Below are 26,781 nucleotides of genomic sequence, written 5' to 3'. Positions count from 1 at the left end.
CCGGCCGTGCGGGGCGCGCGGGACCGCGGCGCGGCGTCAGACGGTGGTGAGGTGCTCCGGGCAGGGGGCGTAGTGGTCGGGGGCGACCGTGAGGTCGCCCCGGCCACCCGTCAGGGAGCGCAGGTCGAGCACGTAGCGGCGCAGCTCCGACTCCGGCACGGTCGCCTCGACGACGACCTCGCCGCCCTCGAGCGAGACGGTGTCGGTGATGCGCCCACGGCGTGTCGACAGGTCGCTCATGACGTCGCCCTGCACCGATGTGGGCACGGTGACCTGCACGCGGCACACCGGCTCGAGCACCACGGTCCCGGCCGCGGCCAGCGCCTCCCTGAGGCCCGTCGCCGCGGCCGTCCGGAACGCCATGTCGGACGAGTCCACGGAGTGCGCCTTGCCGTCGTACACCTCGACGCGCACGTCGACCACGGGGTACCCGTGCGGCCCGCCGGCGGCCATCGCCTCGCGCACGCCGCGCTCGACGGCGGGCAGGTACGACCGAGGGATCGCCCCGCCGACGACCGAGTCCACGAACTCGAACCCGGCGCCCGCGGGCAGCGGCGACACCCGCAGCTGCACCACGGCGTACTGCCCGTGCCCGCCGGACTGCTTCTTCACCTTGCCCTCGGCCTCGACGGCCCGGGCGACGGTCTCGCGGTACCCGACGGGCACGGGCGACGTCGTGACGTGCACGCCGAACACCCGCGCGAGCCGCTCCAGAGCCACGGTCAGGTGCGTGTCGCCGAGCCCGCGCAGCACGGTGCGGTCGCCGGTGCGCTCGACCGTGAGCGTCGGGTCCTCGGCGGCCAGGCGGCCCAGCGCGGCGGACAGCCGGTCGTCGTCGGACTGCGTGACGGGTTCCAGCACGAGGCCGTACACCCCGGGCCGTGCGCGCGGCGGCCGCGCCGTCATCGACGCGCCGGGGGCGCCCTTGGCGGCGAGCAGCGACCCGGCCGGGGTGCCGGTGAGCTTGGCGACGGCCGCGACCTGCCCCGCGACGGCCACGTCGACGGGCGTGTGCTCCTTGCCGCGCAGCAGGAACAGCCCGGGCAGGCGCTCCTCGGTGCGGGTCGTGGTGTTGACGAGCCGGTCGCCCGCACGCACGGTGCCGGACAGCACGCGGAACAGCGTGACCTGCCCCACGAACGGGTCCGCGGTGGTGCGGAACGCGTGCAGCAGGACCGGCCCGGCAGGGTCGGGCGCGACCTGCACCTCGACGTCACCGGCGAGCACGGTGCGCGTGCCGGGCGCGGGGCACAGCTCGCACACCAGGTCGGCCAGGCGGTCGACACCGACGCCCGTCGTCCCCGACGCGACGAGCACCGGGACCGCCTCGCCGGCCGCGACCTCGTGCGCGAGGGTCCGCTCGAGCTCGGCGACCGACGGCACCTCGCCCGCGAGGTACCGCTCGAGCTGCTCGTCGTCGTGCGCGACGATCTCCTCGGTGACCTGCTCGTGCAGGCGGTGCTCCTCCTCGGCGAGGGCCGCCGGCAGCGGCTCGGTGTGGTGCCGACCGTCGGGCTCGTAGCCGTAGGCCTCCTCGGAGAGCACGTCGGCCACGCCGGTGAACGCGGCCTCGTCGCCGAACGGCAGCTCGAGCGGCACGACCGCGTCGCCGAACGCGTCGCGCAGCTCGTCCAGCACGCGGTGGAAGTCGGCGCGCGCGCGGTCCTCCTTGGTGACGACGAGGACGCGGGGCACGCCCGCGTCGGCGGCGGCGCGCCACGCCAGGTGGGTGCCGGCCTGCACGCCGTCGACGGCGCTGACCACGATCACCGCGAGGTCGGCCGCGCTCAGCGCCGCGTCGACCGCGCCCGCGAAGTCCAGGTAGCCGGGCGTGTCCAGCACCGTGACGTCGTACGTGTGCCCGTCGTCCGCCCGCCATCGAAAGGGGGCGACGCCGAGCCCGAGGGAGATGCCGCGGGCGATCTCCTCCGGTTCGTGGTCGCTGACCGTGGTGCCGTCCTCGACGCGGCCGGCGCGGGGGATCGCCCCGGCCCGGTGCAGGAGGGCCTCGGTGAGGGTGGTCTTGCCGGCACCTGACGCGCCCAGCAGGGCGACGGTGCGGACTCTGGGCGACGGTGCCTGGTCCATGTGGACCCTCCCACGCTGGAGGTGAACTTCGGCCCAGCGTAGGACGGGCACGCCGCGGAGCACAGGACGAGGGTCCCTGGAACCGGCGGGAGGACGACGAACGGGCCGGTCGCCCCCGTGGAGGGAGCGACCGGCCCGTTGCGGTGCGCGCGGGATCAGCTCGCGGCGAGGATGTCCACGACGAACACGAGTGTGGCGCCGCCCGGGATGCTCTCGCCCGAGCCCTCCTCGCCGTAACCCTTCTCCGGCGGCACGACGAGCATCACCTGGCTGCCGACCTTCTGGCCCACGAGCCCCTCGTTCCACCCGGCGATGACGCCACCGGCGCCGATGTTCTCGACGGGGAACGGCGTGCCGCGCTCCCAGGAGGAGTCGAACTGCTTGCCGTCCCACAGCCAGCCCGTGTAGTGCACGGTGATGGTCTGGCCGGACGCGACCGCGGGGCCCTCGCCCTCGATGAGCGGCTGGACGATCAGCTCCGTCGGCGCGGGGCCGTTGACGAACTCCTTGATGAGGGGCAGGCCGTTGTCCTGGAGCTCGACGGTCGGCAGACCGTCGGCCGGCTCGACGGGCGTGCCCACGGCGCGCCCGGGACGCTTGGCGCCGACCTCGGCGACCGCGACCTGTGCGCCCTCGTCGCCGCCCGGGTAGGCGTACGCGAAGCGCAGGCCGACCTTGCCGCCGACGAGCACCTCGGAGATCGCGGCGGCGAGCTTCGTGGAGTTGACGATGATCTGCTCGGGCGCGCCGTTCTCCCACGACGAGGCGGCCTTGGAGCCGTCCTTGCCGTTGAGCCACACGGAGTTCAGCTCGATGAGGTCGCCCTCGGCGATGACGTCGCCGGAGCCGTCGCTCACGAGGCGCGCGACCTGCGCGGACACGTTGAAGGGCGTGCTCGGGAGGGTGACGGTGGGCTCGGCGCCGGCGTCGCCCTCGACCGTGACGGCCTCCAGGGCCGCGATGTCCTCGGCCGTCGGGGTCGGGTTCTCCTCGGGGGTGGGAGCCTCCTCCGACGACGCGGTGGGGGTCGGGTCGGCGCTGCCGCCGTCACCGTCGCCCGCGCAGGCGGCGAGCGTGAGGCTGAGGGCCAGCGCCGCGGCTGCGGCGCGCAGCGCGGTGCGGGTGGTGGGACGTCGCACGACAGGGTCCTCCGGATCATGGCTGACCGCCCCGGATCGGTGGACGGCCCGGTGAACCGTACGCGACCTTCCTGGGCGTTCGCTGGGCGGGTCGGCGGTCGAAACGCTTCAGGACGGCGGGGGCGGGGGGCCGGTCGCGCGGCGTCACAGCAGGCGCCGCGACCCCGGGCTCGCGAGGCGCAGCCAGCGGTACCCGTACCCCTCGAGCTCGATCTCGACCCGCCCCGTGCTGCTCGGCACGTGCTCGTCGTCCTGCAGCAGGTCGATGAGGCGCCACCCCTCGTCCGTGTCCGGCAGGTGCAGGGGCACCCGCACCGCCTCGGGCCCCAGGTTGTGCAGCGCCACCATCGACGCGTCCTGCCACGTCGACCGGTGCGCCAGGACGCTCGGGTGCGGCTGGTCGAGGATCTCGGCGCGCTCCGTCCAGCCCAGCTCGGGGCTCTCGCGGTACCGCCGTGCGAGCTTCTGGACGAAGTTCAGCAGCGAGTCCGGGTCGCGGCGCTGGTCCGAGACGTTGACGTGCGCCGGTGCGTAGGGGCCGTCGGGCACCGGGCCGGACAGCCGCGACGGCGCGGCGCGCGAGAAGCCGCCGTTCTTCCCCGACGTCCACTGCATGGGCGTGCGCACCGCGAGCCGTCCCTCGGCGGCGAGGTTCTCGCCCATGCCGATCTCCTCGCCGTAGAACAGCACGGGCGTGCCCGGCAGGCTGAACAGCAGCGAGTAGACCATCCGCACGCGTCGCGGGTCGCCCTCGAGCATCGGGGGCAGCCGTCGGCGCAGGCCGCGGTCGAACAGCTGGTGCTCGGGCTCGGGGCCGAACGCGTCGAACACCTCCTGGCGCTCGTCGTCGGAGAGCTTGTCGAGCGTCAGCTCGTCGTGGTTGCGCACGAACGTCGCCCACTGCGCGTCCGACGGGATGACGGGTCGCGCGCGCAGGGTGTCCGCGATCGGCCCCGCGTCGTGCCGGGCCAGCGCCAGGTACATCTGCTGCATGAGCACGAAGTCGAACTGCAGGTTCAGCTCGGCGCCCTCGTGGTCGCCGTCGCCCGTGTGGTCGCCGAAGAACAGGCGCTGCTGGTCGTACGGCAGGTTGACCTCGCCCATGAGGATCGAGTCGCCGGTGCGCCGCGACAGGAACGCGCGCAGCTGCTGCAGGAACTCGTGCGGGTGGTCGATGTCGTCGCCCTGGGTGTTCGCGGCGTCGGCGAGGAAGAACGGCACCGCGTCGACGCGGAACCCGTCCAGGCCCATCTGCGCCCAGTAGCCGATCGTCTTCGCGATCGCGTCCCGCACCTGCGGGTTCGCGGTGTTGAGATCCGGCTGGTGCTTGTAGAACCGGTGCCGGTACCAGGCCTGCGCCTGCTCGTCGTACGTCCAGATGCCGTCCTCCTTGTCGGGGAAGACGACCTGGTCGGACGTGTCCGGCGGGGCGTCCTGCCGCCACACGTACCAGTCGCGGTACGGGCTGTCCGGCGAGCGCCGCGCGCTCCTGAACCACGGGTGCCGGTCCGACGTGTGGTTGACGACGAGGTCGGCGATGACCCGGATGCCGCGGTCGTTGGCCGTGCGGATCAGCTCGACGAGGTCGCCGGCGTCCCCGAGGCGGGGGTCGACGCCCAGGTAGTCGGTGATGTCGTAGCCGTCGTCGCGGTCCGCCGTCGGGTAGAACGGCATGAGCCACAGGCACGTCACACCGAGCTCGGCGAGGTGGTCGATGCGCTGGACGAGGCCCGGCAGGTCACCGATGCCGTCGTCGTTCCAGTCCATGTACGTCTCGACGTCGAGGCAGTAGATGACCGCGGACTTCCACCACAGGTCACCGGTGTCGCGGATCCTCACGCCCCCACCGCCTTCAGCGCGGGCAGCACGTGCTCGGCTGCCATGTCGACGAACGCCTCCAGCGACGACGACGGCTGGGTCGCCGTGTCCGCGGCGTCGGGGTGCTTGTCGTCGGACGGGACGACGTCCGTGGCGACCTGGTGCAGGTAGACGGCGTCGAAGCCGATCCCCGCGAGGGCCACCAGACGGTCGGCGAGGCGCTGCGGGTCGTGCTCGACGAGCACGGACCGCCGCAGGACGTCGTCGCTCACCAGGCCGGCGATCTGGTCGAACGCCTCCGGGGTGTCCAGGTCCCACGCGACCGGTGGGCCGATCGCGTTGCCCGCCCACTGCTCGCGCGCCAGGCGCAGCGCCTCGGCGTCCGTCGGGGCGAACGACACGTGCACCTGCAGCGCGATCTCCCCGCGCCCGCCGGCGTCGCGGTACGCGTCGACGACGCGGCGCAGCTTCTCCTCGGGCTGGTTGACGGTCACCAGGCCGTCCGCCCAGCGTGCGTGGTTCGCGGCCGTCACCACGGACACCGCCGGGCCGATGAGCAGCGGCTTCACGTCGGGCAGCGTCCACAGCTTGGCGCGGTCGACCTTGACCAGGCCGTCGTGCGTGACCTCCTCGCCGTCGAGCAGCGCCCGGATCACCTCGACGCACTCGACGAGGCGGGCGTCACGCACCGGCTTGGGCAGCCACCCGTCGCCGGTGATGTGCTCGTTCATGTTCTCGCCCGAGCCGAGCGCCACCCAGAACCGCCCCGGGTACATCGCGGCGAGCGTGGCCGCGGCCTGCGCGATGATCGCCGGGTGGTACCGCTGGCCGGGCGCATTGACCACGCCGAACGGCAGCCGCGTGGTCGCCAGGGCGGACCCCAGCCACGTCCACGCGAACCCGGAGTGTCCCTGCGTCGACTGCCACGGCGCCCAGTGGTCCGAGCACATCGCGGCGTCGAAGCCGCGCTGCTCGGCCAGCTGCGTGGCCGCGAGCAGCGCGGAGGGATGGACCTGCTCGTGAGAGTTGTGGAATCCGACGCGCACCATGCCGCCCTTTCCTACCGGCTGGACGCGCATGCCGCTCGTCGAGCCGGGGGAGCGGGTGGTGCTCGCGCCGATCCGTCGGAGCGGCGATCCGACCTCGGTGCCGGGGTCTCAGGCCGCAGCGTCGAGGGCGCGCACGAGCGGCGCGTAGTGCCGCCGCACCGCCTCGCGGTACCCCGGCGCGTCGCCGGCCTCGACGGCCTCGAGCATGTCGCGGTGCGCGCGGGCGGTCTGTGCGAGGTCGTCCGGCAGGCAGGCGCCGAGGTGGCGCACGACGGCGGTGTGGACGTCCGAGAAGGCGGCCACCAGGGGCCCGACCAGCGAGTTCCCGGTGAGCGCGTGCAGCGCGGCGTGGAACGCGCGGTCGGACGCCGCGAACGTCTCGCCGTCGCGGGCGGACTCCTCCATGGTCGCGACGAGCGCCCACAGGTCGGCGTCGTGGGTGCCGCGCGCGGCCTCGGCGAGCCGCTCGGCCATCGCGACGTCGAGCGCCTCGCGGACCTCGATGACCTCGCGGAGCGCCCGCAGGCCGTCGCCCGGTTGCAGGGCGCCGCGGAACACGAGGGTCTCGACCAGCGGGTCGAGCGACAGCTCGCCGACGAACGTGCCGTGCCCGTGGCGCACGTCGACGATCCCGAGCGCGGACAGGGTGCGCACGGCCTCGCGGACGCTCGAGCGCGAGACGCCCAGGGTGTCGGTCAGCTCGGACTCGGTGGGCACCGGGTCGCCGGGCCGTAGCCGGCGGGTGAGGATGAGGTCCTTGATGCGGTCGGCGGCGTCGGACGTGCGGGAGCGTGGGCGCGACGGTGCGCCGGACGGCTCGTGGGCCATGTGTGCGGGACCTCTGGTCTGGACGGGAACCTCGGTGCACGGTCATCGGTCGGGCGTCGCGGGTCGTCCCGTGACGCCCTGCACATCGTCCCCTGACCCACCGACAACCGGGGCCGATACGGATCAGCAGCTCCCGGACCACCCGTGCGAGGGACCCGCAGGCGAGCGTGGTCCCGACGTCAGCGGGAGCCGTCCGGCCAGGGTCTCGCCGGACGAGCGGCACGCACGCGCCGCTCAACGCACCTCCCGCGCCAGCACGCCCGCCTGCAGGCGCGTGCGCACGCCCAGCTTGGCCAGCACGTGGCTGACGTGGGACTTCACGGTCGTCTCCGACACGACCAGGCGTGCGGCGATCTCCGCGTTCGACAACCCGTCGCCCAGCGCCGTGAGCACGTCGCGCTCGCGGGCCGTCAGGTTCGCCAGGCGCGCGTCGACCACGACGGGCGCAGGGGGCTCGGCGGGCTGCGCCGCGACCGCGTCGAGCAGCCGCCGTGTCACCTCGGGTGCCAGCACGCCCTCGCCCGCCGCCACCCGGCACACCGCGTCGACGAGCTCGCGCGCGCCCGCGGTCTTCAGCAGGAACCCGGCCGCCCCGGCCCGGACCATGCCGAGCACGTACTCGTCGAGGTCGAACGTCGTCAGCGCGACCACCTCCGCCAGGCGCTCGCCGACGATCGCGGCCGTCGCGGCGATCCCGTCGGTGCCGGGCATGCGCACGTCCATGAGCACGACGTCCGGCCGCAGGGCGCGCGCCTGGCGCAGCGCGACGTCCCCGTCGGACGCCTCCCCGACGACCTCGACCCGCCCGGACTGCTCGAGCAGCAGCCGCAGCCCGGCGCGGATCGCGGCGTGGTCGTCGGCGAGCAGCACCCGCACGCGGTCGGGGGTCACGGGGTCTCCTCGAGGTGCAGGGGGAGGGTCGCGCGCACGCGCCACGTGGCGCCGTCGCGCGTGGTCGTCAGGGTGCCGCGCAGGGCGGCGGCGCGCTCGCGCATGGTCTGCAGGCCCGTCGACGACGTGAGGGCCGGGTCCACCCGTGCGGTGCCGGCCGCCACCGGGTTCTCGACGTCCACCACCAGCGCCTCCCCGTCGCACGTGAACCGCGCCGTCGGCCGTCCGGCACCGTGCTTGTGCGCGTTCGTCACCGCCTCCTGCAGGATGCGGAACGCCGCGTGGTCCACGGCGGCCGGCAGCCCGGCAGGGACGTCCCCGTCGACGTCCACGTCGAGGTCCGCGACGCGCGCCAACCCGGCAGGGGCCGTCGCTGCGTCGGCGTCGGCGCCCTCGCGCAGCACCAGGATCATGGCGCGCATCTCGCCCAGCGCGTCGAGGGAGCCGGCGCGCACCGCGGCGAGCGCCGCACGGTCCCGCGCCTCGTCCGGCGGCGCGGCCAGCGCGGCCTCGGCGTGGATCGCGACGGCGGACAGGTGCCCGGCCACCACGTCGTGCAGGTCGCGGGCCATGCGGGCGCGCTCGTCCTGCACCGCGCGGTCCCGGTCGAGCGCCGCGATGCGCGCGACGTCGTCGGCGTGCGCGCGCGCGAGGTCCGCCCGCTCACGCTCGGCGTCGGCGCGCCGCTCCTGCTCCGCCGCCAGGTCGGTCGAGCGCCGCACGTCCGCGCCCCACCACCACGGCGGCAGCAGCAGCGCGACCGCCACGAGCGTGAGCTGCACGACGTCCCGCGCGGGCAGCCCTGCGGCGGCTGTCGCGACCAGCACCGCGAGGACGAGCCCCACGAGCACCGACAGCACCACCGTGCGGGCCTGCGGCCGTGCGCGCACCGCGACCGTGAACAGTGCGTCGAACAGCACGAGGTACATGCCGAGGCTGCCGCCGAGCACACCGTCGGCCGACGACAGCACCGTGACCACCACCAGCACCGCGACGGGCCGTCGCCGCTTGGCCAGCAGCACGGTGGTCGCCACGAGCAGCAGGGCGCCCTGCCACGGCGCCGGTCCGCCCGGGACGGCGACGACCGACTCGTCGAGCCCCAGCGTCTGCACGTCGAGGGCCAGGAGGAACAGCCCGACCAGCAGCAGTGCCACGGAGTCCCAGCGCGGGCCCTGCGGTCCGTCCCGCAGGGCGCCGGCACGCGCGAGCGTCGCGCGCAGGCGCGTCGGCAGCTCGGTCGGCACGTCCCCATCCCAGCACGGCGGGCGTCGCGGGATCTCCTCCGGACGGAGGAGGTGCGAGGCGCAGGCCGGTCCGTCCGCCCGAGGCGCGCCCGCCCCCCGCGGCGGCACGGTCGGGGCATGGAGATCGTCACCTGGGTCCGGGACCACCCCGTCGCGGCGCTGGTGGTCGCGTGCGAGATCGCTACGTGCTCCGGCGTCGCCGTCTGTCCACGGCGCTGCTCCTGTGCGAGCCGGTCGTCGAGGTCGTCCTGCTCGCCGCGACCGTCGCCGACCTGCTGCGCGGTGCGGAGGCGACGTGGACCCACGGGCTGGCCGCGCTGTACCTCGGGTTCACGGTCGGGTTCGGGCGGGCCACCGTGCAGCGGGTCGACGGGTGGGTCGCGTGGCGGTTCTTCGACGGGCCACGGCCGCCGCGTGTGCCGTCCGGCGGTCGGGAGCGTGTGCTCCACGAGTGGCGGCTGTGGCTGGGCGTGCTGGTGTCGTGGGTCGTCGCCGTCGCGGTGCTCGGGCTGCTCCTGCTCCTCACCGACGAGCCCGCGCAGCGCGACGTCCTGCTGGGCTGGGCCGGCCGTGCGACGGTGGTCCTGGGCGTCTGGTTCGTCGCCGGGCCGGTGTGGCAGCTGTTCGCGGACGCGGCCGGCGGTGCGGACGAGCCGCCGGACGGGACGGGTGCCGTCGACGCGCAGCCCGACGAGGACGCGGCGCGGCGGCGCCGGCGCGACACCGCGGACGTGACGGACGGAAGAGATCCGGGCGTGCCGTCGTTCCCGCGGTGAGCGGTGCCGCCGGCGCCACGACCGAGGAGGAGCACGCATGTCCGTCGTCGTCACCGGGGCCACCGGTCACCTGGGCCGTCTCGTCGTCGAGGGGCTGCTCGACGCGGGCGTCGACGTCGTCGCCGGAGGGCGCCGCACCGAGCGCCTCGCGGACCTGGCGGCGCGGGGCGCGCGCGTCGCCGAGGTCGACTACGACCGTCCCGCGACGCTCGCCGCCGCGTTCGCCGGTGCCGACACCGTCGTGCTCGTGTCTGGCTCCGAGGTGGGCCGCCGCGTCGCGCAGCACGGCGCCGCGATCGGCGCCGCGCGGGCCGCCGGGGTGCGCCGGGTCGTCTACACGTCCGCCCCGCACGCCGACACCTCCGCGCTCGTCCTGGCGCCGGAGCACAAGGCCACCGAGGAGCTGCTCGCCGCGTCGGGACTGGTCACGACCGTGCTGCGCAACAACTGGTACACGGAGAACTACGTGCCGACGCTGCGCCAGGCCGCGGCGACCGGCGAGATCGTGGGCTCGGCGGGCCGGGGGCGTGTGGCGTCCGCGTCGCGTGCCGACTACGCGGCGGGTGCCGTCGCCGTCGTCACGGGCGACGGGCACGACGGTGCCACGTACGAGCTGAGCGGCGACCACGCGTGGACGCACGACGAGCTCGCCGCCGCCGCGTCCCAGGTGCTCGGCCGCGACGTCGCGTACCGCGAGGTGACGCCCGACGAGCAGCGCGCGGGTCTGCTCGCCGCGGGCCTCGACGAGGGCACGGCGGGCTTCCTCGTCGCGCTCGACCAGGACATCGCCGCGGGCCGCCTCGCCGACGCCACGGACACGCTGCGCACCCTCGTCGGCCGCCCGACCACGCCGCTGGCCGAGGGCCTCGCCGCCGCCTGGTCCGCCACCCCCTGACCCGCCCGCTCACCACGCCCCGCCGAGGCCTCGTCCACCCACCGGGACGCAGGCCCCGCGAGACCGGGCTCACGTGGCTCGTCGCACTCGATGAGCCACCCGTGCCCGGTCTCGCGCGCGGGCCGTCCCGGTGGGTGGGACGGGAGGGTGGGGCGACGGGGACCGGGTGGCGGGTCAGGCGTCCGCCCAGGCCTCCGCGACCGTCGTCACCGGCTCGCCCGTACGGGCCGCCTCCTCGATCGCCAGACCGAGGAGGTGGTCCTGCGTCCCGTCGGCGAGCGGGTACGGGGGCGGGGCGTCGCCGCGCAGCCACGCGCCGGTGTCCGCGAGCAGGTGAGCCACCACGAGGTCGTCGTCGGCCAGACGCGCACCGGCGAACGGGTTGCGGTGCAGCACGCGACCGTCGAGCGACAGGTGGTCGAGGTCGAAGCCCTCGAGGTTCTGCTCGATCCCGGTCTGCCGGCGCTCGATGCGCGACGTCACCACCGTGCGCTCGTCGACCCAGCGCGTCACCGTGTCGTCCACGATCTCGCCGTGCGTCCCGCGCACCACGATCCGGTTGCCGCGCAGCGGGTTGTACCACTGGTTGTCGGTGAAGTCGTAGAGGATCGTGCGGCCGTCGCCCAGGTCGAGGGTCGCGAGGATCGAGCGGCGCGCCTCGGGCGCGGTGGCCCCGGTGGGGCCGAAGCGGCCGACCGGGTCGATCAGCGGCGTCGTGAACGCCTGCGCGCGCACCGTCACCGGCCCGCGCCCGGAGCCCAGCAGGTACCGGCCCAGCCCGACCGCGTGGTACAGGTGCGTCGACGAGATCTGCACGCTCGTCGGCTCGCCGATCGTCCCGGCCTCGACCACGGCGCGGCGTGCCCGGTGCGCGGGCATCGACGGCGAGTGCTCGGCGACCTGCACGAGCCCCGACGCGCCCACGTCGGCCCACAGCGCGCGCAGCCCGTCGACGTCGGGGGCGGGCGGGGTCTCGGCGAGCACGGGCACGGATGCGTCGACGAGCTCGCGGACCACGTCGGGCGTGACGGGCCACGGCGTGGCGGTCACGACGAGCTCGGGACGGTCCGGCGCGGCGCCCGCCCCCGGGACCGCGCCCGTGAGCAGCTCCTCGACGGTCCGCACGGTCGGCACGCCCCACGCGGCCTCGACCTGCGCACCACGCTCGGTCGTGCGCGTCACCACCCCGACGCACCGGAACCGGTCCGGCAGCAGACGCGCGACACGCACGAAGAACTCGGCGCGCCACCCCGACCCCACGACCCCGAACCGGACGGGCTGCTGCTGCGTCATGCGGACCTCCTCGTCGTCGCCGAGGACCCTAGCCCCGGCGCGGTCGGGGCCCCGGGCCGGTGGTGCCGGGCGCGTCGACCGGGCGTGCCCGTGCACCGCACCGGGTGGCTCAGCGGTGGTCGCCGGCGGTCAGGATCCCCAGCTCGTGCGCGCGGCGCAGCGCCGCCTCGCGGTCGTGCACGCCGAGCTTGGCGTAGATGCTCAGCACCTGCTTGCGCACGGTGTTGACGGACACGACGAGCGCGTCGGCGACCTCACGCGTCGTGTCGTACTCGTTGAGCATGGTCAGCACCGTGCGCTCGCGCGGGGTCAGGGGCACGAGGGTCGCCGAGTCCGGCACGACGTGCCCGACCGAGCCGAGGCGCGCGATCTCCTCCGCGGTGAACGGCAGACCCGTCAGCTCGACGAGCGCGTCGCGCACGGGCACCGGCAGGTGGGCGAAGGCGCGCAGCGCCCCCTGCTCGCCCGCGAGACGGCGCGCGGTCCGGAAGGCGCGCGACGCGAGGGCCGACTGGCGCACCTCGTGGGCGGCCCACGCCTCGAGCACGAGCAGGTTGGTGCGGTCGCTCAGGTTGACGCGCCGCCGCCGCCCGCCGAGCACGGCCGCCCGCAGCGCCGCGTGCGGGTCGCCCGTCAGCAGGTGCCAGCGGGCGCGCGGCACGTCGCTCCACACGCCCGTCGGGTCGGTCTGGCCCAGCAGGTCCGCGACGCGGTGGAACTCCCCGAGCGCCAGCAGGAGCTCGGAGCGCATGCGCAGCAGGCTCCGGTTCACGGAGCCGACGTCCTCCAGCCACGCGTGCCGCGTGCGCTCGATCTGCTCGAGCTCGGCCAGCCCGCTCTCGGGGTCGCCGAACAGCACCGCGTACCGCACGCGCGCGCGCACGACGAACGGCCAGGTCACGTCGGGTGCCCGCACCGCGACGTCGAGCCGCGACAACGCGGCCTCCGCAGTCGTGCGGTCGAGGCGGTCGGTCGCGAGCATCGCCTCGGCGACGTCCGCCGCGTCGTCGCGCACGACGTCCTCCCACGCCGGGTCGAGCGCCTCGGCGTGCCGCACGAGCCAGCGCTCGGCGTCCACCAGCATCCCGTCGAGCGAGTGCACGAGGGCGACGTGCCCGGCGGCGGCCGCACGCACGTCGGGGGCACGGTGGGGGTCGGCGAGCTCGTACGCCCGCATCGGCAGCTCGAGCGCCGAGCCGAGGTCCCCGTCGAGCAGGGCGGTGCGGCCCGCCTGCACGAGGAACCACCAGTACGAGCGGCCGACCGTGCCGCCCTTGATCCCGCCGCGCGCCGCGGCGATCTCGGTGTCGCGCACCACCGTCAGCGCGCGGCGCATGTCCCCCCGCGCGCGTGCCGCGACCAGTGCCGCCGCGGCACCGGTCCAGCGGCCCGCCGCGGTACGGCTGCGCCACCGGCCCTCGAGCGCGAGCGCACCGAGCTCGGTCATGGTCCGCAGCACGAGCTCGCGCGCGTCGGCGCGCTCGTCGGGGCCGCGGCGGGCGATCGTGCGGGCCATCATCAGCACCGTGGAGCTCGCGGCGACCTCGTCCGGGACGGCCGCGTAGACGGCGTCGACCGCGGGCCCGCCGGTGGCCACGAGGTACGTGCCGAAGTCGTGCCAGCAGGTCTCGAGGAGCGTCCAGTCGTGCGCGCGGGCGGCGTGCTCGACCGCCAGGCGCGGGTCCGGCGGGTGCGCGCGCAGCGCCGCCCGCGCGAGCGTGCGGTGCACCGCGACGGCCCGCTCCGGGTCACGGCGCTCCAGCTCGCGGCGCAGCACCTCGAGCATGAGGGCGGGCGCGTGCCACGAGCTGGGCCCGCCGGTCGACCGGTTGCGGATGAGCATGCCCACGGCCTCGAGCTTCAGCAGGATCTCGACCGTGTCCTGCGCCGTGACCGCGTCGCCGGCCGCGCTCAGCGCCATCCGCACGGTCGTCGGCGTGGGGTCGCCCGAGGCGGCGACGAGCATGGCGAGGTCGAGGAGCCGGGAGTCGCCGATCGACGGCAGCACGACGTCCCGTGCGATCGCGAAGGCCCCGGCCGTCGCGAGGTGCGGGTCGTCGGGTCGCGTGTCGTCGAGCACGGCGCGCGCGTACCGCGGCCACCCGCCCACGAGGGTGACGAGCTCCTGCAGACGCGCCTCGTCGACCTCGTGCCCCCACGACGCGACCGCGGCGCGCAGCTCGTCCGCCGTGAACCACAGGTCGCGCGCGGTGAGGGTCACCACGGGCAGCGGGTGGCCCACCGCGGTGAGGACCGGGTGCTGCGCACCGGACGAGAGGATCGGGTCCCGCGGGCCGGTGACGAGCACGAGCCGCAGCGCCGGCGACGTCGCGAGCAGCTCGGCGACGCCCTTCACCGCGTCGGGGTCGTCCAGGCCGTCCGCGTCGTCGAGCACGAGGTTCACGCGGGTGCCCGCAGCGTCCAGCGCGGTGGCCAGCGCCTCGGGCCACATCGCGTCGGCGACGTCGACGCCCCGCGCGGTCAGCTCGCACGCGAGGGCGTCCCGCACGGCCCGCCACGGGTTGTCGCGGTGCCACGGGGCGCCGACCCACGCGACGGGCTCGCCGGCCGCACGCCGGGCGTCCGCCCACTGCGCGACGAGCGTCGTGCGGCCGAACCCGGTGGCGGCGCGGACGATCGCGACCCTGTCCGCGCGGTCGAGCCGCGCGAGAAGCCGCGGTCGAGCCACTGCGCTCGCGGGCGTCCGTGGGGACGTCCACGCCGACGTCCCGACCGCCCCCCCACCGTCCGGTGCGACCCCGGACGGCGGCCCTTCGGTCGTCATCCACCGGATTATCACAGCCCCACGTGCGCGAGTGCGCGCGCAGCGGCCCGGTGCGCCGGGTGAACCCTCAGCGTTCGGGCGCCCGCAACCTGCGGTGACGGCCGGCACCACAACCCCGTCGCCCGCCCTCGCAACCCGGTGCGGTCCGCTAGCGTGCCGACGAGCCCCCGGTACGTCGTCCCAGGAGACCCATGCCCGACCGCCCCGTCACCCCCGCCGCGGGGGCGCCGCCGCACCCGTCCGCCGCCGAGCTGCGGCGCTGGCGCCGCAACCTCGCCGACGAGCGCGCCGAGGCCGCGGTCTACCGTGAGCTCGCGTCGCGCCGCACGGGTGAGGAGCGCGAGATCCTGCTCGCGCTGGCCGAGGCCGAGCGCCGGCACGAGGCGCACTGGCTCGCGCTGCTCGGCGGCGACGTCGGCCGGCCGGTGCGCGGCGACTGGCGGACGCGGCTGCTCGCGCAGCTCGCGCGGCGCTTCGGGTCCGTGTGGGTGTACGCGCTCGCGCAGCGCGCCGAGGCGCGGTCCGGTTACGCGGACGACGCGCAGGCCACGGCGCGCATGGCCGCCGACGAGCAGATCCACGAGGAGGTCGTGCGCGGCCTGGCGATGCGCGGGCGGCAGCAGATCTCCGGCACGTTCCGCGCCGCGGTGTTCGGCGCCAACGACGGGCTCGTCTCGAACCTCGCCCTGGTGCTGGGCATCGGCGCGAGCGGCGTCGCGACGCAGACCGTGCTGCTCACGGGCCTCGCGGGACTGCTCGCCGGAGCCCTGTCGATGGGCGCGGGGGAGTACGTGTCGGTGCGCTCGCAGCGTGAGCTGCTGGAGGCGTCGCGCCCCGACGCGGACGCGGCGGCCGCGCTCGCGCACCTCGACGTGGGGGCCAACGAGCTCGCGCTCGTCTACCGGGCGCGGGGCATGAGCGCCGACGACGCGCACGTACGCGCCGACGTCGTGCTCGCGTCCCTCGCGCAGTACGAGGCGCAGCAGGCCGTCGACGCGTCGCTGCTGCGCACCTCGACGACGCTGCCGAGCGGTGAGGCGCCCGCGCCCCGCCCGGCGCCCGAGCGCGACGAGCACGAGTCCGTCGGCACCGCGTGGGGTGCCGCCGGTGCGAGCTTCTGCTTCTTCGCGTCCGGTGCGCTCGTCCCCGTCCTGCCGTACCTGCTGGGGGTGTCGGGGACGACGGCCGTGGTGTGGTCGGCCGGGCTCGTCGGTCTCGCGCTGCTGGGGACGGGATCGGTCGTCGGGCTGCTGTCCGGGGCGTCGCCGCTGCGGCGTGCGCTGCGCCAGCTCGCCATCGGCTTCGGCGCGGCGGCGGTCACCTACCTGCTGGGGCTCGCCTTCGGGACGTCGGCGGTCTGACGCCCGTCCGGCTCGGGATGCCGGACCGCCCGCCGCGGGTGAGGCTCGGGGTATGACGCGATTCGGGTACACCCTCATGACCGAGCAGTCCGGCCCCCGTGAGCTCGTCGGGTACGCGCAGCACGCCGACCGTCTCGGCTTCGACTTCGCCGTGTCGTCCGACCACTACTTCCCGTGGCTCGAGGAGCAGGGGCACGCGCCCTACGCGTGGAGCGTGCTGGGGGCGGTCGCGCACGCGACCGAGCGACTGGAGCTCATGACGTACGTGACGTGCCCGACCCTGCGCTACCACCCGGCCGTGGTCGCGCAGAAGGCCGCGACGATCGCGCTGCTCTCGCAGGACCGCTTCACGCTCAACGTCGGTTCGGGTGAGAACCTCAACGAGCACGTGGTCGGCGAGCGCTGGCCGGCCGTGGGGGAGCGCCACGACATGCTCGAGGAGGCCCTGGAGATCATCCACGCGCTGCTCACCGGCGACCGTGTCACCTACGAGGGCGCGCACTTCCGGGTCGACTCCGCCAAGGTCTGGGACGTGCCGGAGGTGCCCGTGCCGATCGGTGTGGCCGTGTCCGGCCCGCAGTCGGTCACGCGGTTCGCCGAGCTCGCGGACCACCTCGTCGCCGTCGAGCCCGACGCCGACCTCGTGCGGTCCTGGGACGAGGCGCGCGCGAACCTCGAGCCGACGATCACGGCGATCGGACCCTCGCGCAAGATCGGCCAGATCCCGATCTCCTGGGGCCCGGACCGCGACGAGGCCGTGGCGCGCGCGCACGAGCAGTTCCGCTGGTTCGGCGGCGGGTGGAAGGTCAACGCCGACCTGCCGACCGACGAGTCCTTCGCCGCCGCGAGCCAGTTCGTGCGCCCCGAGGACGTCGCGGAGGCGATCCCGTGCGGGCCGGACCTCGACGCCGTCGTCGAGGCCGTCAGCGCCTACTGGGAGGCCGGTTTCACCGACGTCGCGCTCGTGCAGGTCGGCGACGCGCTGCAGCAGCGCTTCCTCGACGAGGCCGCCGGGCCGCTGCTCGAGCGGCTGCGCGAGGCGGCGCCGGCCGACTGACCGTGGGCGGTGCGTGAACGCCCCTTCCCCGGACCTTCACGGCACCGCCCCACGAGTGCCCACCGCGTGCGCCCGCGCGGTCCTAGTTTCGGCACGTGACCGACGCACGCCACGCCCGCACCGCCTCCGCGACCGCGCGACACGCGCGCGTGCAGCGCACCGCGCCGCGCGCTCCGGCGATCGTGCTCACCGCCGTCCTGACGACCTTCGCGTCCGCGGCCGGGGCCGTCTACCTCGACCTGCGGGCCCAGCTGGACGTCAGCGGCGCGCAGGCGCTCGTGCTGGCGGCCCCGTCGCCCGTCGCCACCACGAACGCGCCCGACGACCCGTTCGCCGGTGCCGCGATGAACATCCTGGTCATGGGCACGGACCTGCGCGACGCGGAGAACGCGGCGCTCGCGGGCCACGAGGAGGGCATGCGCTCGGACTCCACGATGCTGATCCACGTCGCGGGCGACCGGACGTGGGCCGAGGTCGTGTCGATCCCGCGTGACTCGTTGGTCGACGTGCCGGAGTGCCTGCGGCCGGACGGGTCGCGGTCGAAGCCGCGGCACACGATGTTCAACGAGGCATTCTCGATCGGGGCGGGCCCGGAGCAGAAGATCGACCACGCCGCGGCGTGCACGATCGGCACGGTGCAGTCGCTGACGAACGTGCCGATCACGCACCACGTGGTCGTGCGGATGACCGGCGTGATCGACGTCGTCGAGGCGCTCGACGGTGTGCGCATGTGCCTGCCGGAGCCCGTGGTCGAGGACCGCAGGTACGGTGCCCTCGACCTGCCCGCGGGCGACCAGAAGCTCGACGGCGTGCAGTCCATCGGGTTCCTGCGGGTGCGGCACGGCAGGGGCATGGGGCTGGAGCTGGGCAGCGACCTGACGCGCATCACGCGGCAGCAGGCGTTCGTGCAGTCGGCGGTGCGCGAGCTGCTCGCCAAGGACCTGCTGAGCGACGCGGACGAGCTCTACGGCGTCGCGCGCGCGGTGCTCGGGGCGCTCACCGCCGACGAGCAGCTCGCGGACCCCGTGCGCCTGGCCGCGTTCGGGTACTCGCTGCGCGGCATGGACCGGGAGCGCATCGTCTTCACGCCCGTCGAGGTCGTGGCGGCCCCGAGCGATCCGAACCGCGTGGTGTGGACGGCCGCGAACGACGCGGTCTGGCAGCGGCTGATCGCGGACCAGCCGCCGGCGGAGCTGGTGCCCCCGCCCGCGTCGCCGGGCGCCGGGGGAGCAGCCGGGGACGGCGCCACGGGGGGCGCGGCCGGCGGCGCGGCCGGCGGTGAGGCCGGCGGTGAGGTGCCGCCCGGGGGTGACGCCGGCACGCCCGCGACGACCGACCCCGCGACCCCGCCCGACGGCACCGCCGGGGACCCCGCGGGGGGCGTCGCACCCGGCGCCGCGCTGCTGCCCGGGGTGTGTCCCACCTGACGGGAACCGGGGTTGCGCATTCAGGTAAGCCTCACCTTATGCTGACGCCGTGACCCGCACCCCCGCGACGACCGTCGAGCCCGCCGCCCCCGTCGCCGCACCCCCCGCGTCGCCGTTCCGGATGTTCCACGTGCGCGTCGCGGCACTGCAGCGGCTGTGCCCCAGCCTGCTGCGCGTGACGTTCACCGGTGACGACCTCGACCGCTTCGCGGACAACGGGTTCGACCAGCGCATCAAGTTCTTCCTGCCCGTCGCGGGCTCGCCCTACGCCGACCTCATCGACCTGGGCCGCACCGGCGACTGGTACGGCACGTGGCGAGCGCTGCCCGACGACCGCCGTCACCCCATGCGCACGTACACCGCGCGCGGTGTGCGGCCCCACCCGCGCGAGCTCGACGTCGACGTCGTGCTGCACGGCGACACGGGCCCCGCCTCGCGGTGGGCGTCGACCGCGCAGATCGGCGACGAGCTCGTCGTCATGGGCCCCAACGCGGACCACGTCGGCCCGCACGGCGGCGTCGACTTCGTCCCGCCGGCGCGCACCGACCGCCTGCTCATCGCCGGCGACGAGACCGCGCTGCCCGCCATCGCCGGCATCGTCGAGCGGCTCCCGCGCGACGCCCGCGGCGAGGTGCTCGTCGAGATGCCGTTCTCCGACGACCGCCTCGAGCTCGGCGCCCCGGAGGGCGTGCACGTGCACTGGCTCGGCCGCGACGGCCGCGCCCACGGCGACCTGCTCGTGCCCGGCGTCCAGGCCGCCGCCGCGCGCCTCCTGCCCGGCCAGGCCCCCGCGCCCGACACCGACCTCGAGGACGTCGACATCGACCACGGCATGCTGTGGGAGGTGCCGGTCGACCACGAGACGGGCGAGCCGCTGGCCACCGAGGCCCACCTCTACGCGTGGCTCGCCGGCGAGGCCGGCGTCATCAAGACGCTGCGCCGGCACCTGGTGCGCGAGTGCGGCGTCGACCGCAGGGCCGTCGCGTTCATGGGGTACTGGCGCCAGGGGCGCAGCGAGGCGAACTGACGCCTCGCCGGCTGCGTCCGCGAGGCGCCGGGACGCGAGCCCGGGCGCGCGGCGCGCCGCTCGGTGAAGGTTCGACGAAGCCCGTGCCCGGCGACCGAGGCCGTCGCTGTGCGCGCCGACCGCGCCGCGGTGAGCGCCCGAGCGATCGCCAGGCCGATGCCGGAGCCGCCGTGCGACCGGTCGCGCGCGGTGTCGACGCGGTCGAAGCGCTCGAGGACGTGCGGCAGGTGCTCGGCGGCGACGCCCTGTCCGACGTCGTCGACCCGCAGCCGGACACCGAGAGCGCACCGCTCCGCCCCGAGCACCACGAGCTGGCCGGCCGCGCCTGGGTGGACCTGCCGGCCGCGCGGGCGTCCTGACGGGCGCTCCCCGGGCCCTTGGTCCTGTCGCGCCCCGGCGGTGGCCCGGGCGCCCGGGGTCTTCATCGTTCCTTCATCGAACGTCAGTCGCGCCGCGACCGTCGCCGCACAGGCTGACGTCGACGCCGGGAGGCCCGGTATGACCGACGAAGGAGCCACGATGGTCGCCACCGCACCACGCACGACCGTAGCCGCCGGGCATCCCGCGGGACGGGGTCCGGGGCTGCGCTCCGCGCTCGTCCTCGGCGTCGCCGTCGCAGTCGCCGTCGTCGCGCTGACCCTGCCGGCGTGGCCCGCCGGCCCCGACATGGGCTCGACCCACTACATGGGGCTGCTGGCCGCGAACCAGCCGTGGAACCTGATCCTCTTCATGGCCGTGCCCGTGGTCGCCGCCGAGACCGTCGCGGTCACCGAGCTCGTCATCCTCTTCAGCCCCGCGCGCGCGGGCCGGACGGTCCGCGCGCTGAACCGGTACGTCGGGATCTTCGCCGGCTTCTACTTCGTCGGGGTCGTGGCGTACCTGCTGCGGCACGCGGTCGTCCCCCTGACGGTCGACGGCGGTTGGCGCGGTCCCGCGGACGTCGTCGCCGTCGGGTTCTACCTGCTCGGCCTCGTCCCGCTGCTCGGGATCACGCTCCTGGAGACCGGGGTGCTCGGATCCCGCTGGGACGAACGGGCGCGGCTGAAGGCGCACGCGACGTTCGTCGGCGTCTTCCTCGTCGTGGCGCACGTCGCGATGATCGCGGGGATGCTCGACCCCACGGTCCTGGGCTGGGACCCGACGCACGTGATGGACGACGGCTCGCAGATGGAGGGCATGACGCACTGACGCGGCGCCCGGCCGGCAGCGGGTGCCGGCCGGGCGCGACCCGGGGTCACCCGGACGACAGCGACCACCTCACGGGTGGGCGTGCAGCGCGGGCTCAGTGCGGGTCGGTGTAGGGGTTGATGACGTCGCCGTGCGGCTGGGTGAACGGGTTGACGACGTCGCCGTGCGACTGGGTGAACGGGTTGATCACCGCGCCGTTCGTCCCGGTGAACGGGTTGATGACGGCCCTGTGCGGGTCGGCGTACGGCAGGGCCTGGGCGCCCGACCACGTGAGCGTGGTGAGCAGGACGGTGCCGACGACGACGGCGCCGGTGCGACGAGCACGCATGAGTCTCCTCCTGAGGGTCCCCCGGCCGTCGGTGGCCGGGACGAAGCCGAGTCACCCAGCGCGAAACGCATCGTGTCAACGGCTCGTGCGCCGACGGGCAGTAGCGTGGGGCGTGTGACGACGGCCGCACCGGTCCTGCGCCCGTACCGCAGTCCCGACGACGCGTCCGCGACGCTCGCGACGTGCCGGCGAGCGATCGGCGTCAGCGCGGCCGAGGTCTACACCCCCGAGCAGGTCGCCGCGTGGCTGGGGCCGGACGACGTCGACCTCGCGGCCTGGGACGCGCGGCGCCGGGCCGCCTGGGCGGTCGTCGCCGAGGTCGACGGGGCGCTCGTCGGGTTCGCCGACCTGCTGCCGGAAGGGCTCGTCGACATGCTCTTCGTCCACCCCGTCGCCGGGGGCAGGGGTGTCGCGCGGGCGCTGCTGACGGCTGTCGAGGCCGAGGCCCGCGCCCGCGGCCTCACGGGGCTGCGCACGTACGCGTCGCGGCGGGCCCGCCCGGTGTTCGAGCGGCTCGGCTGGGTGGTCACCGTCGACCGTCAGGACAACACCGTCCGCGGTGTCGTGGTCCCCAACGTCGAGATGCGCCGCGACCTCACGGAGCCCGACGGGTCGCTGTCCGACCGCTGGGACGAGCCGCCGGCGAGACCGGGCCGGCTGCGCCCATGACGTGCCACGCGCCACGTGAGCCCGGTGTCGCGGCCGGGGTGTCTCGGGATGCGGAGGACGAGCGGGTCAGAAGAGCGTGAGCTCGTCGACCGGGGGCTCGGCGGGCGCCGCGGCCACCGTCGCGGCGGCCGACGGCTCGTCCCACGGCGCCACCGGGGTCGCCCGCGCGTCGCCCCCCGCGCCCACCGGGGTCGACGTCAGCAGCCGCGCCGCGAGCATCTGCAGCGAGCCGAACTCGACGTCGGCCAAGGCGTCCTGCAGCGCCTGCGGGTCGACGGGCAGCAGGCCCGGGCCCGACGCGGCGGTGAGGTCCATCTCGAGGTCGAGGTCCGTGCGCATCGTCATGAGCTCGACGTTCTCCCAGAACCGTGCCCGACCCTCGGGGTCCGCGAGCTTGCGCACGCACGCCGTGCCGACGACCTCGGCGACCCGCGCACCGCCGTTGGTGTCGACGTCCGCGAACGCCGCATCGACCGACCCGAACGCGTTCAGCAACGCGACCGCCGTCTTCGGCCCGACACCGCGGATGCCCGTGAGGTTGTCCGACGCGTCCCCGCGCATCGCCGCGTACTGCCGGTACTGCCACGGGTCGATGCCGGTGAGGATCCGCAGCCGCTCAGGCGTCAGCACGGGGGAGGCCTCGACGCCGCCGTTGATGATCCGCAACGCCGACGTCGTCTCGTCGACCAGCGCGAACGCGTCCCGATCGGACGTGCACACCACCGTGTGCCACCCGGCGGCCGTCGCCGCCGACGCGGCCGACGCGAGCACGTCGTCGGCCTCCAGCCCGTCGGGGATGACGACGTGCAGGCCCGCCGACCAGAACACGTCGACCGCGAGCGCGAGCTGTGTCACCAGGTCACCCGGCTTCTCGGCGCGGTGCGCCTTGTAGTGCGGGTGCGCGTCCCGGCGGACGTTGCCGGCGGCGTCGTCGAACCCGACGACCACGGCGTCGGCACCGACCCGGTCCACGGCGCCCAGCACCTGCGCGAGCGCGCCCTTGACCGCCCACGTGGGCCGCCCGTCGCGCGTGCGCAGCTGCGAGCCCGCGAGCGCGTGGAACGAGCGGTGGATGAGGGAGTTGCCGTCGACGGCCAGCAGGGTCTTCGTCATGGGGGTGGGGAGGCCGGTGCCGCCCGCGTCCTTTCTCGGGTGCCGCCAGGTTAGGCGCTCGACGGGGGTGGGTGGCGGCGCGTCCGCCGGACCGGTCGCGGTCGTGTCCGGGGCGGCACTCTGGACACGAGTCACCTCCCGGAGGACATTCGTCGCACGGCACGCACCCGGCCCACCGCCCGTCGCGCGCCGCGCGGCCTGCTCGGGCCGCCGCACCTCGCACCGCCTCGTGACACCGACGCCGGAGAGGAACGCGCCATGACGACCAGCCCCGACACCGTCGTGCTCGTGCACGGCCTGTGGATGACCCCGCGCAGCTGGGAGCACTGGGTCCCGTACTACGAGAGCAAGGGGCTGCGGGTGCTGACGCCCGGGTACCCCGGGTTCGAGATCGAGGTCGAGGCGCTGCGGGAGGACCCGGACGTCATCGCCCGGCTCACCGTGCCCCGGACCGTCGACCACCTCGCGGCGGTCGTCCAGGCGCTGGACGCGCCGCCGGTGATCATCGGGCACTCGTTCGGCGGGACGCTCACGCAGCTGCTGCTCGCGCGCGGCCTGGGCGCGGCGGGCGTCGCCGTCGACTCGGCGCCCACCGAGGGCGTGCGCGTCACGCCGTTGTCCCAGGCGCGCTCGCTGTTCCCGGCGCTGCGCAGCCCCGCCACCCGCCACCGCGCCGTCGGGTTCACGCCCGAGGAGTTCCACTACGCGTTCACCAACACCGTGAGCGAGGAGGAGTCCCTGGCGGTCTGGGAGCGGTAGGCGATCCCGGCGCCGGGAGCGTGGATCTGGGCGTACGGACTGCTGGCGAACGTCACGCCGGGTCACCAGGAGACGTGGGTCGACTACACGTCGGACCGTGCCCCGCTGCTGTTCGTCGCCGGCGGGAAGGACCACATCATGCCGGCGAGCGTGAACCGCGCGAACGCGAGGCGCTGGGGGGCGTCCCCGGCGTTGACGGACTTCCACGAGTTCCCGGACCGCGACCACTGGACGTGCGCCGCTCCGGGCTGGGAGGCCGTCGCGGACCACGCGCTGACGTGGGCGCTCGCGCACGTGCGGACCGCGCCGGACCCGGCGGGCTGACGGGCGCGGTGTCACGCACGCCACCTCGTGGCGACGCACGCCTGACGCACGACGTGGGCGAGGATGGCCGCGTGACACCGCCCCGCCCCACCCCGGGCTGCACCGCATGAGGACCCCCGCCTGGCGGCGGTGGCTCGACCCGCTGACGGCGATGATCCTCGGCGTCCTCGTGCTCGCCCTGCTGGTGCCGGTGCCGGACGGCGTCGCGGCGGGTCTCGACGTCGTCCGCACGGTCGCGATCGTCGTGCTGTTCCTGCTCTACGGCGCCCGCATGCCGACGCGCGAGGTCGTCGACGGCCTGCGGCGCTTCCGCCTGCAGGGGTCGATGCTCGGCGCGACGTACGTGCTGTTCCCGCTGCTGGGCCTGGCCGTCCAGCTGCTGCCCGACGCGGTGCTCGCCCCCGACCTGCGCCGCGGGCTGCTCTACCTGTCGGTGCTGCCGTCGACCGTCCAGTCGTCGGTCGTCATGACGTCCCTGGCGCGCGGCAACGTCGCCGGGGCGATCACGGGTGCGACGATCTCGAACGTCCTCGGCGTCCTGCTGACGCCGCTGCTGGTGGCGGTGCTGCTGGGGGCGACGGGCGCGGGGCTCGACGGCGGCGCGGTGGGCGGGATCCTGCTGCAGCTGCTGCTGCCGTTCGTGGTGGGGCAGTGCGTGCAGCCGTGGGTGGGGGCGTGGCTGCGGCGGCACGGGAGCCTGACGCGCGTCACGGACCGCGCGACGATCCTGCTGGTGGTGTTCACGTCGGTCAGCGAGGCGCAGTCGGCCGGCGCCTGGGACGACCTGACGGTGGGCGCGCTGCTGCTGCTGCTCGTGGTGTGCGCGGTGATGCTGGGGATCATGCTCCTGGTGACGTGGCACGCCTCCGGGGCGCTGGGGCTCGACCGCCCCGACCGGGTCGCGCTCCTCATGTGCGGGTCGAAGAAGTCGGCTGCGACCGGCCTGCCGATGGCGGCCGTGCTCTTCGCGCCCGCGCTGGCGGCGAGCGTCGCGCTGCCGGTCATCGCGTTCCACCAGCTGCAGATCGTCGTCACCGCCGTGCTGGCGCGCCGGCTGGCGAGGGGCGGCCCGCAGGAGCCGGCGGCGGCCTGAGCCGCGCGCGGTCCGCCGTCAGGGGGTCCGCGGTGGGGCCGGGTCGGGCAGCAGCGTCGTGTGGTGACCCCGGCGCCACTCGACGACGAGCAGGGTGGCGTCGTCCTGGAGTCGGCCCTGCTGGTGCACGAGCAGGTCGCGCACGACACGGCGGACCGTCTCCGAGGGCGGCAGGCGGTCGCCCTCGGTACGGGTCAGGAGGGCGACCAGGCGGTCGAGACCGAAGAACGTGCCGTTCGGTGAGCGCGCCTCGGTGATCCCGTCGCTGTACAGCACGACGCGGTCGCCCGGCTCCAGCCGGACCGCGCCGACCCCGCGCTCGCCCGTCCCCTCGTCGTCCGCGACCCCGAAGGGCACGCCCACGGTGTCGTCGAGGTGCCGGACGACCCGGCCGTCGCGCAGCAGCAACGGGCGGGGGTGCCCGGCGCAGACCCACCGCAGCACGCCGGTGTCGGTGTCCAGCTCCGCCAGGACACCGGTCACGAACGTCCGCCCGCCGTGCACCGACAGCACCGTGTCGTCGATCTCGCGGGCCGTCTCGAGCAGCGTCCGGCCGTCGCGGCGGGCGTTGCGGTACGCGGCGACCGTGAGCCCGGCGAGCTGCGCGCTGGCCAGGCCGTGCCCCATGGCGTCGAACGCGGCGACGCACGTGCGGCCCTCGTCGACCGCGTAGTCGACCGAGTCCCCGGCGACCTCGTAGGCCGGCTCGAGCGCCGCGGCGACGACCACGTCGCGGGACCCGAACGTCAGCGGCGGCAGCAAGGCCCACTGGATCTCCCCGGCCAGGCTCATCGTCGCCCGGCGGCGGGCGACGACGATGGTGTCCCCGTACCTCCTCCTGCTCACGACCACGCCGGCGACCGCGGCCGCGAGCCGGCGCAGGCGCAGCTCGAGCAGGCCGCCGTGCGCGGTCAGCGCAGCGCGGTCGGGCACGAGCACGCCGAGCACCCCGAGCCGGTCGGTGCCGTCCAGCAGCGGCAGCCACACGCGCAGCCCGTGCCCCGCGCCGGTCTCCTGGGTCTCGACGTCGACCCTCCGGAACGCTCGGCCCGCGACCGTCTCGTCGATGGGCAGGTCGTCGTGCGGGACGTCCTGGCCCGGCCCGGTGAAGGGCACCAGCACGCTCTGCTCCAGGTCCACCAGGTAGAGCACCGGGTCCTGCGCCCCGAGACGCAGGGCGTGGTCGGCCACCAGCGCGGGGACCTCGTGCGGGGCGGCGAGGTGGGACGCCTCGAGCAGGGAGCCCACCACCTCCTCGGCGCCCGGCACGGGGTCGACGTCGGCGCCGTCACCCATCGGTCGTGGCTCCGGTCCCGACCACGTCGAAGAGCCGCTCGACGCCCGCGACCGCGAGCAGGTGGCGGGGGAACGCGCCGGCGTTCACCACGCGCACCCGACCGGCGGCGACCGAGCGCAGCCGCAGCAGGAAGCCGATCGCCGTGGAGTCCATGAACCGCACCGCGGCGAGGTCCACCACGACGGGGCGCCCGGCGAGGTCGGCCCGGGACGCGACGTCGGACAGGCGTTCCGCCAGGGTGGCGTCGATCTCCCCCCGCAGGGTCACGGTGACGGTCGCGTCCGCGACCTCGACCGTGACCTCGTCGTCATGAACGACCATCCTGCGCCTCC

The 26,781-nt window shown here is 75.4% G+C and carries 24 protein-coding genes and 1 pseudogene; 11 read left to right on the top strand and 14 right to left on the bottom strand.

Going from position 1 to position 26,781, the window contains the following annotated elements; all coding sequences use genetic code 11:
• Positions 1 to 36: 36 nt before the first annotated feature.
• From CFLA_RS16285 to CFLA_RS19220, 7 genes are all read right to left on the bottom strand, one after another.
• Positions 37 to 2,088 (bottom strand): elongation factor G, encoded by a 2,052-nt coding sequence (locus tag CFLA_RS16285; protein ID WP_013118440.1) that lies wholly within the window; start codon positions 2,086 to 2,088, stop codon positions 37 to 39.
• A gap of 155 nt (positions 2,089 to 2,243) precedes the next feature.
• Positions 2,244 to 3,227 carry an FKBP-type peptidyl-prolyl cis-trans isomerase gene (locus tag CFLA_RS16280; protein ID WP_013118439.1) on the bottom strand — a complete coding sequence of 328 codons (984 nt, stop codon included), beginning with the start codon at positions 3,225 to 3,227 and terminating at the stop codon, positions 2,244 to 2,246.
• A gap of 144 nt (positions 3,228 to 3,371) precedes the next feature.
• The gene (locus tag CFLA_RS16275; protein WP_013118438.1) at positions 3,372 to 5,066 is read right to left on the bottom strand and encodes an alpha-amylase family protein; all 1,695 of its coding nucleotides are present in this window, start codon (positions 5,064 to 5,066) and stop codon (positions 3,372 to 3,374) included.
• Positions 5,063 to 6,094 (bottom strand): TIGR03885 family FMN-dependent LLM class oxidoreductase, encoded by a 1,032-nt coding sequence (locus CFLA_RS16270; RefSeq protein WP_013118437.1) that lies wholly within the window; start codon positions 6,092 to 6,094, stop codon positions 5,063 to 5,065. The genes CFLA_RS16275 and CFLA_RS16270 overlap by 4 nt, the downstream gene beginning before the upstream one ends.
• Positions 6,095 to 6,202: 108 nt before the next feature.
• Positions 6,203 to 6,922 carry a FadR/GntR family transcriptional regulator gene (locus tag CFLA_RS16265; RefSeq protein ID WP_013118436.1) on the bottom strand — a complete coding sequence of 240 codons (720 nt, stop codon included), beginning with the start codon at positions 6,920 to 6,922 and terminating at the stop codon, positions 6,203 to 6,205.
• Between the two features lie 234 nt (positions 6,923 to 7,156).
• Entirely contained in the window at positions 7,157 to 7,813 is a 657-nt protein-coding gene (locus CFLA_RS16260; protein WP_013118435.1) for a response regulator, read from the bottom strand.
• Positions 7,810 to 9,057: a sensor histidine kinase gene (locus CFLA_RS19220; protein ID WP_013118434.1), complete on the bottom strand. Its 1,248-nt coding sequence runs from the start codon at positions 9,055 to 9,057 to the stop codon at positions 7,810 to 7,812. Before CFLA_RS19220 ends, CFLA_RS16260 begins: the two co-directional genes overlap by 4 nt.
• Positions 9,058 to 9,227: 170 nt before the next feature.
• Here CFLA_RS19220 and CFLA_RS16250 point away from each other — a divergent pair, with 170 nt between their 5' ends.
• Entirely contained in the window at positions 9,228 to 9,833 is a 606-nt protein-coding gene (locus tag CFLA_RS16250) for a hypothetical protein (protein WP_013118433.1), read from the top strand.
• Between the two features lie 37 nt (positions 9,834 to 9,870).
• Positions 9,871 to 10,728, top strand: coding sequence for an SDR family oxidoreductase (locus tag CFLA_RS16245; protein ID WP_013118432.1), 858 nt, complete (start codon positions 9,871 to 9,873; stop codon positions 10,726 to 10,728).
• A gap of 174 nt (positions 10,729 to 10,902) precedes the next feature.
• Here CFLA_RS16245 and CFLA_RS16240 read toward each other — a convergent pair whose 3' ends face one another.
• On the bottom strand, positions 10,903 to 12,021 hold the full coding sequence (locus CFLA_RS16240) for a Gfo/Idh/MocA family protein (protein WP_013118431.1): 1,119 nt from the start codon (positions 12,019 to 12,021) through the stop codon (positions 10,903 to 10,905).
• Between the two features lie 109 nt (positions 12,022 to 12,130).
• Positions 12,131 to 14,710 (bottom strand): helix-turn-helix transcriptional regulator, encoded by a 2,580-nt coding sequence (locus tag CFLA_RS16235; RefSeq protein WP_043599164.1) that lies wholly within the window; start codon positions 14,708 to 14,710, stop codon positions 12,131 to 12,133.
• Positions 14,711 to 14,997: 287 nt separating this feature from the next.
• On the opposite strand from CFLA_RS16235, the gene CFLA_RS16230 reads away from it, so the two are divergent.
• The 4 genes from CFLA_RS16230 (at position 14,998) to CFLA_RS16215 (ending at position 19,678) form a co-directional block, all read left to right on the top strand.
• Positions 14,998 to 16,167, top strand: a complete 1,170-nt coding sequence (locus tag CFLA_RS16230) for a VIT1/CCC1 transporter family protein (protein ID WP_013118429.1) — start codon at positions 14,998 to 15,000, stop codon at positions 16,165 to 16,167.
• A gap of 52 nt (positions 16,168 to 16,219) precedes the next feature.
• Complete coding sequence (locus CFLA_RS16225; protein WP_013118428.1) at positions 16,220 to 17,224, top strand: TIGR03557 family F420-dependent LLM class oxidoreductase; 1,005 nt, start codon at positions 16,220 to 16,222, stop codon at positions 17,222 to 17,224.
• A 95-nt stretch (positions 17,225 to 17,319) separates the two neighbouring features.
• Entirely contained in the window at positions 17,320 to 18,651 is a 1,332-nt protein-coding gene (locus CFLA_RS16220; protein WP_013118427.1) for an LCP family protein, read from the top strand.
• A gap of 49 nt (positions 18,652 to 18,700) precedes the next feature.
• Positions 18,701 to 19,678, top strand: coding sequence for a siderophore-interacting protein (locus CFLA_RS16215; protein WP_013118426.1), 978 nt, complete (start codon positions 18,701 to 18,703; stop codon positions 19,676 to 19,678).
• Positions 19,679 to 19,815: 137 nt separating this feature from the next.
• On the opposite strand, the pseudogene CFLA_RS21320 reads toward CFLA_RS16215, so the two are convergent.
• A pseudogene (locus CFLA_RS21320) lies at positions 19,816 to 20,103 on the bottom strand (ATP-binding protein); the annotation flags it as partial.
• 94 nt (positions 20,104 to 20,197) lie between these two features.
• Between CFLA_RS21320 and CFLA_RS16205 the strand changes: the two are divergent.
• Positions 20,198 to 20,866, top strand: a complete 669-nt coding sequence (locus CFLA_RS16205; RefSeq protein WP_013118424.1) for a DUF6803 family protein — start codon at positions 20,198 to 20,200, stop codon at positions 20,864 to 20,866.
• A 94-nt stretch (positions 20,867 to 20,960) separates the two neighbouring features.
• Here the strand turns inward: CFLA_RS16205 and CFLA_RS20555 are convergent, their stop codons facing one another.
• Entirely contained in the window at positions 20,961 to 21,194 is a 234-nt protein-coding gene (locus CFLA_RS20555) for a hypothetical protein (RefSeq protein ID WP_013118423.1), read from the bottom strand.
• Between the two features lie 114 nt (positions 21,195 to 21,308).
• Here CFLA_RS20555 and CFLA_RS20550 point away from each other — a divergent pair, with 114 nt between their 5' ends.
• Positions 21,309 to 21,863 (top strand): GNAT family N-acetyltransferase, encoded by a 555-nt coding sequence (locus tag CFLA_RS20550; RefSeq protein ID WP_013118422.1) that lies wholly within the window; start codon positions 21,309 to 21,311, stop codon positions 21,861 to 21,863.
• 66 nt (positions 21,864 to 21,929) lie between these two features.
• On the opposite strand, the gene CFLA_RS16190 is transcribed toward CFLA_RS20550, so the two are convergent.
• Positions 21,930 to 22,976, bottom strand: coding sequence for a 5'-3' exonuclease (locus CFLA_RS16190; RefSeq protein WP_052302741.1), 1,047 nt, complete (start codon positions 22,974 to 22,976; stop codon positions 21,930 to 21,932).
• Between the two features lie 258 nt (positions 22,977 to 23,234).
• Here CFLA_RS16190 and CFLA_RS20990 point away from each other — a divergent pair, with 258 nt between their 5' ends.
• The 3 genes from CFLA_RS20990 to CFLA_RS16180 all read left to right on the top strand — a co-directional run bounded on the left by CFLA_RS20990 (position 23,235) and on the right by CFLA_RS16180 (position 25,152).
• Positions 23,235 to 23,735 (top strand): esterase/lipase family protein, encoded by a 501-nt coding sequence (locus tag CFLA_RS20990; protein WP_013118420.1) that lies wholly within the window; start codon positions 23,235 to 23,237, stop codon positions 23,733 to 23,735.
• Positions 23,736 to 23,873: 138 nt separating this feature from the next.
• Positions 23,874 to 24,059 (top strand): hypothetical protein, encoded by a 186-nt coding sequence (locus tag CFLA_RS20985; protein ID WP_013118419.1) that lies wholly within the window; start codon positions 23,874 to 23,876, stop codon positions 24,057 to 24,059.
• A gap of 106 nt (positions 24,060 to 24,165) precedes the next feature.
• The gene (locus tag CFLA_RS16180; protein ID WP_013118418.1) at positions 24,166 to 25,152 is read left to right on the top strand and encodes a bile acid:sodium symporter family protein; all 987 of its coding nucleotides are present in this window, start codon (positions 24,166 to 24,168) and stop codon (positions 25,150 to 25,152) included.
• An 18-nt stretch (positions 25,153 to 25,170) separates the two neighbouring features.
• Here the strand turns inward: CFLA_RS16180 and CFLA_RS16175 are convergent, their stop codons facing one another.
• Entirely contained in the window at positions 25,171 to 26,448 is a 1,278-nt protein-coding gene (locus CFLA_RS16175; protein WP_013118417.1) for a PP2C family protein-serine/threonine phosphatase, read from the bottom strand.
• Positions 26,441 to 26,770 (bottom strand): STAS domain-containing protein, encoded by a 330-nt coding sequence (locus CFLA_RS19215; RefSeq protein ID WP_013118416.1) that lies wholly within the window; start codon positions 26,768 to 26,770, stop codon positions 26,441 to 26,443. The genes CFLA_RS16175 and CFLA_RS19215 overlap by 8 nt, the downstream gene beginning before the upstream one ends.
• Positions 26,771 to 26,781 lie beyond the last annotated feature (11 nt).

The organism is Cellulomonas flavigena DSM 20109 (genome assembly GCF_000092865.1).
Classification (GTDB): Bacteria; Actinomycetota; Actinomycetes; order Actinomycetales; family Cellulomonadaceae; genus Cellulomonas; species Cellulomonas flavigena.
This window is presented reverse-complemented; position numbering and strand designations above follow the sequence as displayed.

What these genes read in the sequence shown, in the direction of transcription:
- CFLA_RS16285 (WP_013118440.1), bottom strand. Translation starts at nt 2,088, where the DNA reads ATGGACCAGGCACCGTCGCCCAGAGTCCGCACCGTCGCCCTGCTGGGC.
- CFLA_RS16270 (WP_013118437.1), bottom strand. Translation starts at nt 6,094, where the DNA reads ATGGTGCGCGTCGGATTCCACAACTCTCACGAGCAGGTCCATCCCTCC.
- CFLA_RS16265 (WP_013118436.1), bottom strand. Translation starts at nt 6,922, where the DNA reads ATGGCCCACGAGCCGTCCGGCGCACCGTCGCGCCCACGCTCCCGCACG.
- CFLA_RS16245 (WP_013118432.1), top strand. Translation starts at nt 9,871, where the DNA reads ATGTCCGTCGTCGTCACCGGGGCCACCGGTCACCTGGGCCGTCTCGTC.
- CFLA_RS16240 (WP_013118431.1), bottom strand. Translation starts at nt 12,021, where the DNA reads ATGACGCAGCAGCAGCCCGTCCGGTTCGGGGTCGTGGGGTCGGGGTGG.
- CFLA_RS16230 (WP_013118429.1), top strand. Translation starts at nt 14,998, where the DNA reads ATGCCCGACCGCCCCGTCACCCCCGCCGCGGGGGCGCCGCCGCACCCG.
- CFLA_RS16225 (WP_013118428.1), top strand. Translation starts at nt 16,220, where the DNA reads ATGACGCGATTCGGGTACACCCTCATGACCGAGCAGTCCGGCCCCCGT.
- CFLA_RS16205 (WP_013118424.1), top strand. Translation starts at nt 20,198, where the DNA reads ATGGTCGCCACCGCACCACGCACGACCGTAGCCGCCGGGCATCCCGCG.
- CFLA_RS20555 (WP_013118423.1), bottom strand. Translation starts at nt 21,194, where the DNA reads ATGCGTGCTCGTCGCACCGGCGCCGTCGTCGTCGGCACCGTCCTGCTC.
- CFLA_RS16190 (WP_052302741.1), bottom strand. Translation starts at nt 22,976, where the DNA reads ATGACGAAGACCCTGCTGGCCGTCGACGGCAACTCCCTCATCCACCGC.
- CFLA_RS20990 (WP_013118420.1), top strand. Translation starts at nt 23,235, where the DNA reads ATGACGACCAGCCCCGACACCGTCGTGCTCGTGCACGGCCTGTGGATG.
- CFLA_RS20985 (WP_013118419.1), top strand. Translation starts at nt 23,874, where the DNA reads ATGCCGGCGAGCGTGAACCGCGCGAACGCGAGGCGCTGGGGGGCGTCC.
- CFLA_RS16180 (WP_013118418.1), top strand. Translation starts at nt 24,166, where the DNA reads ATGAGGACCCCCGCCTGGCGGCGGTGGCTCGACCCGCTGACGGCGATG.
- CFLA_RS16175 (WP_013118417.1), bottom strand. Translation starts at nt 26,448, where the DNA reads ATGGGTGACGGCGCCGACGTCGACCCCGTGCCGGGCGCCGAGGAGGTG.
- CFLA_RS19215 (WP_013118416.1), bottom strand. Translation starts at nt 26,770, where the DNA reads ATGGTCGTTCATGACGACGAGGTCACGGTCGAGGTCGCGGACGCGACC.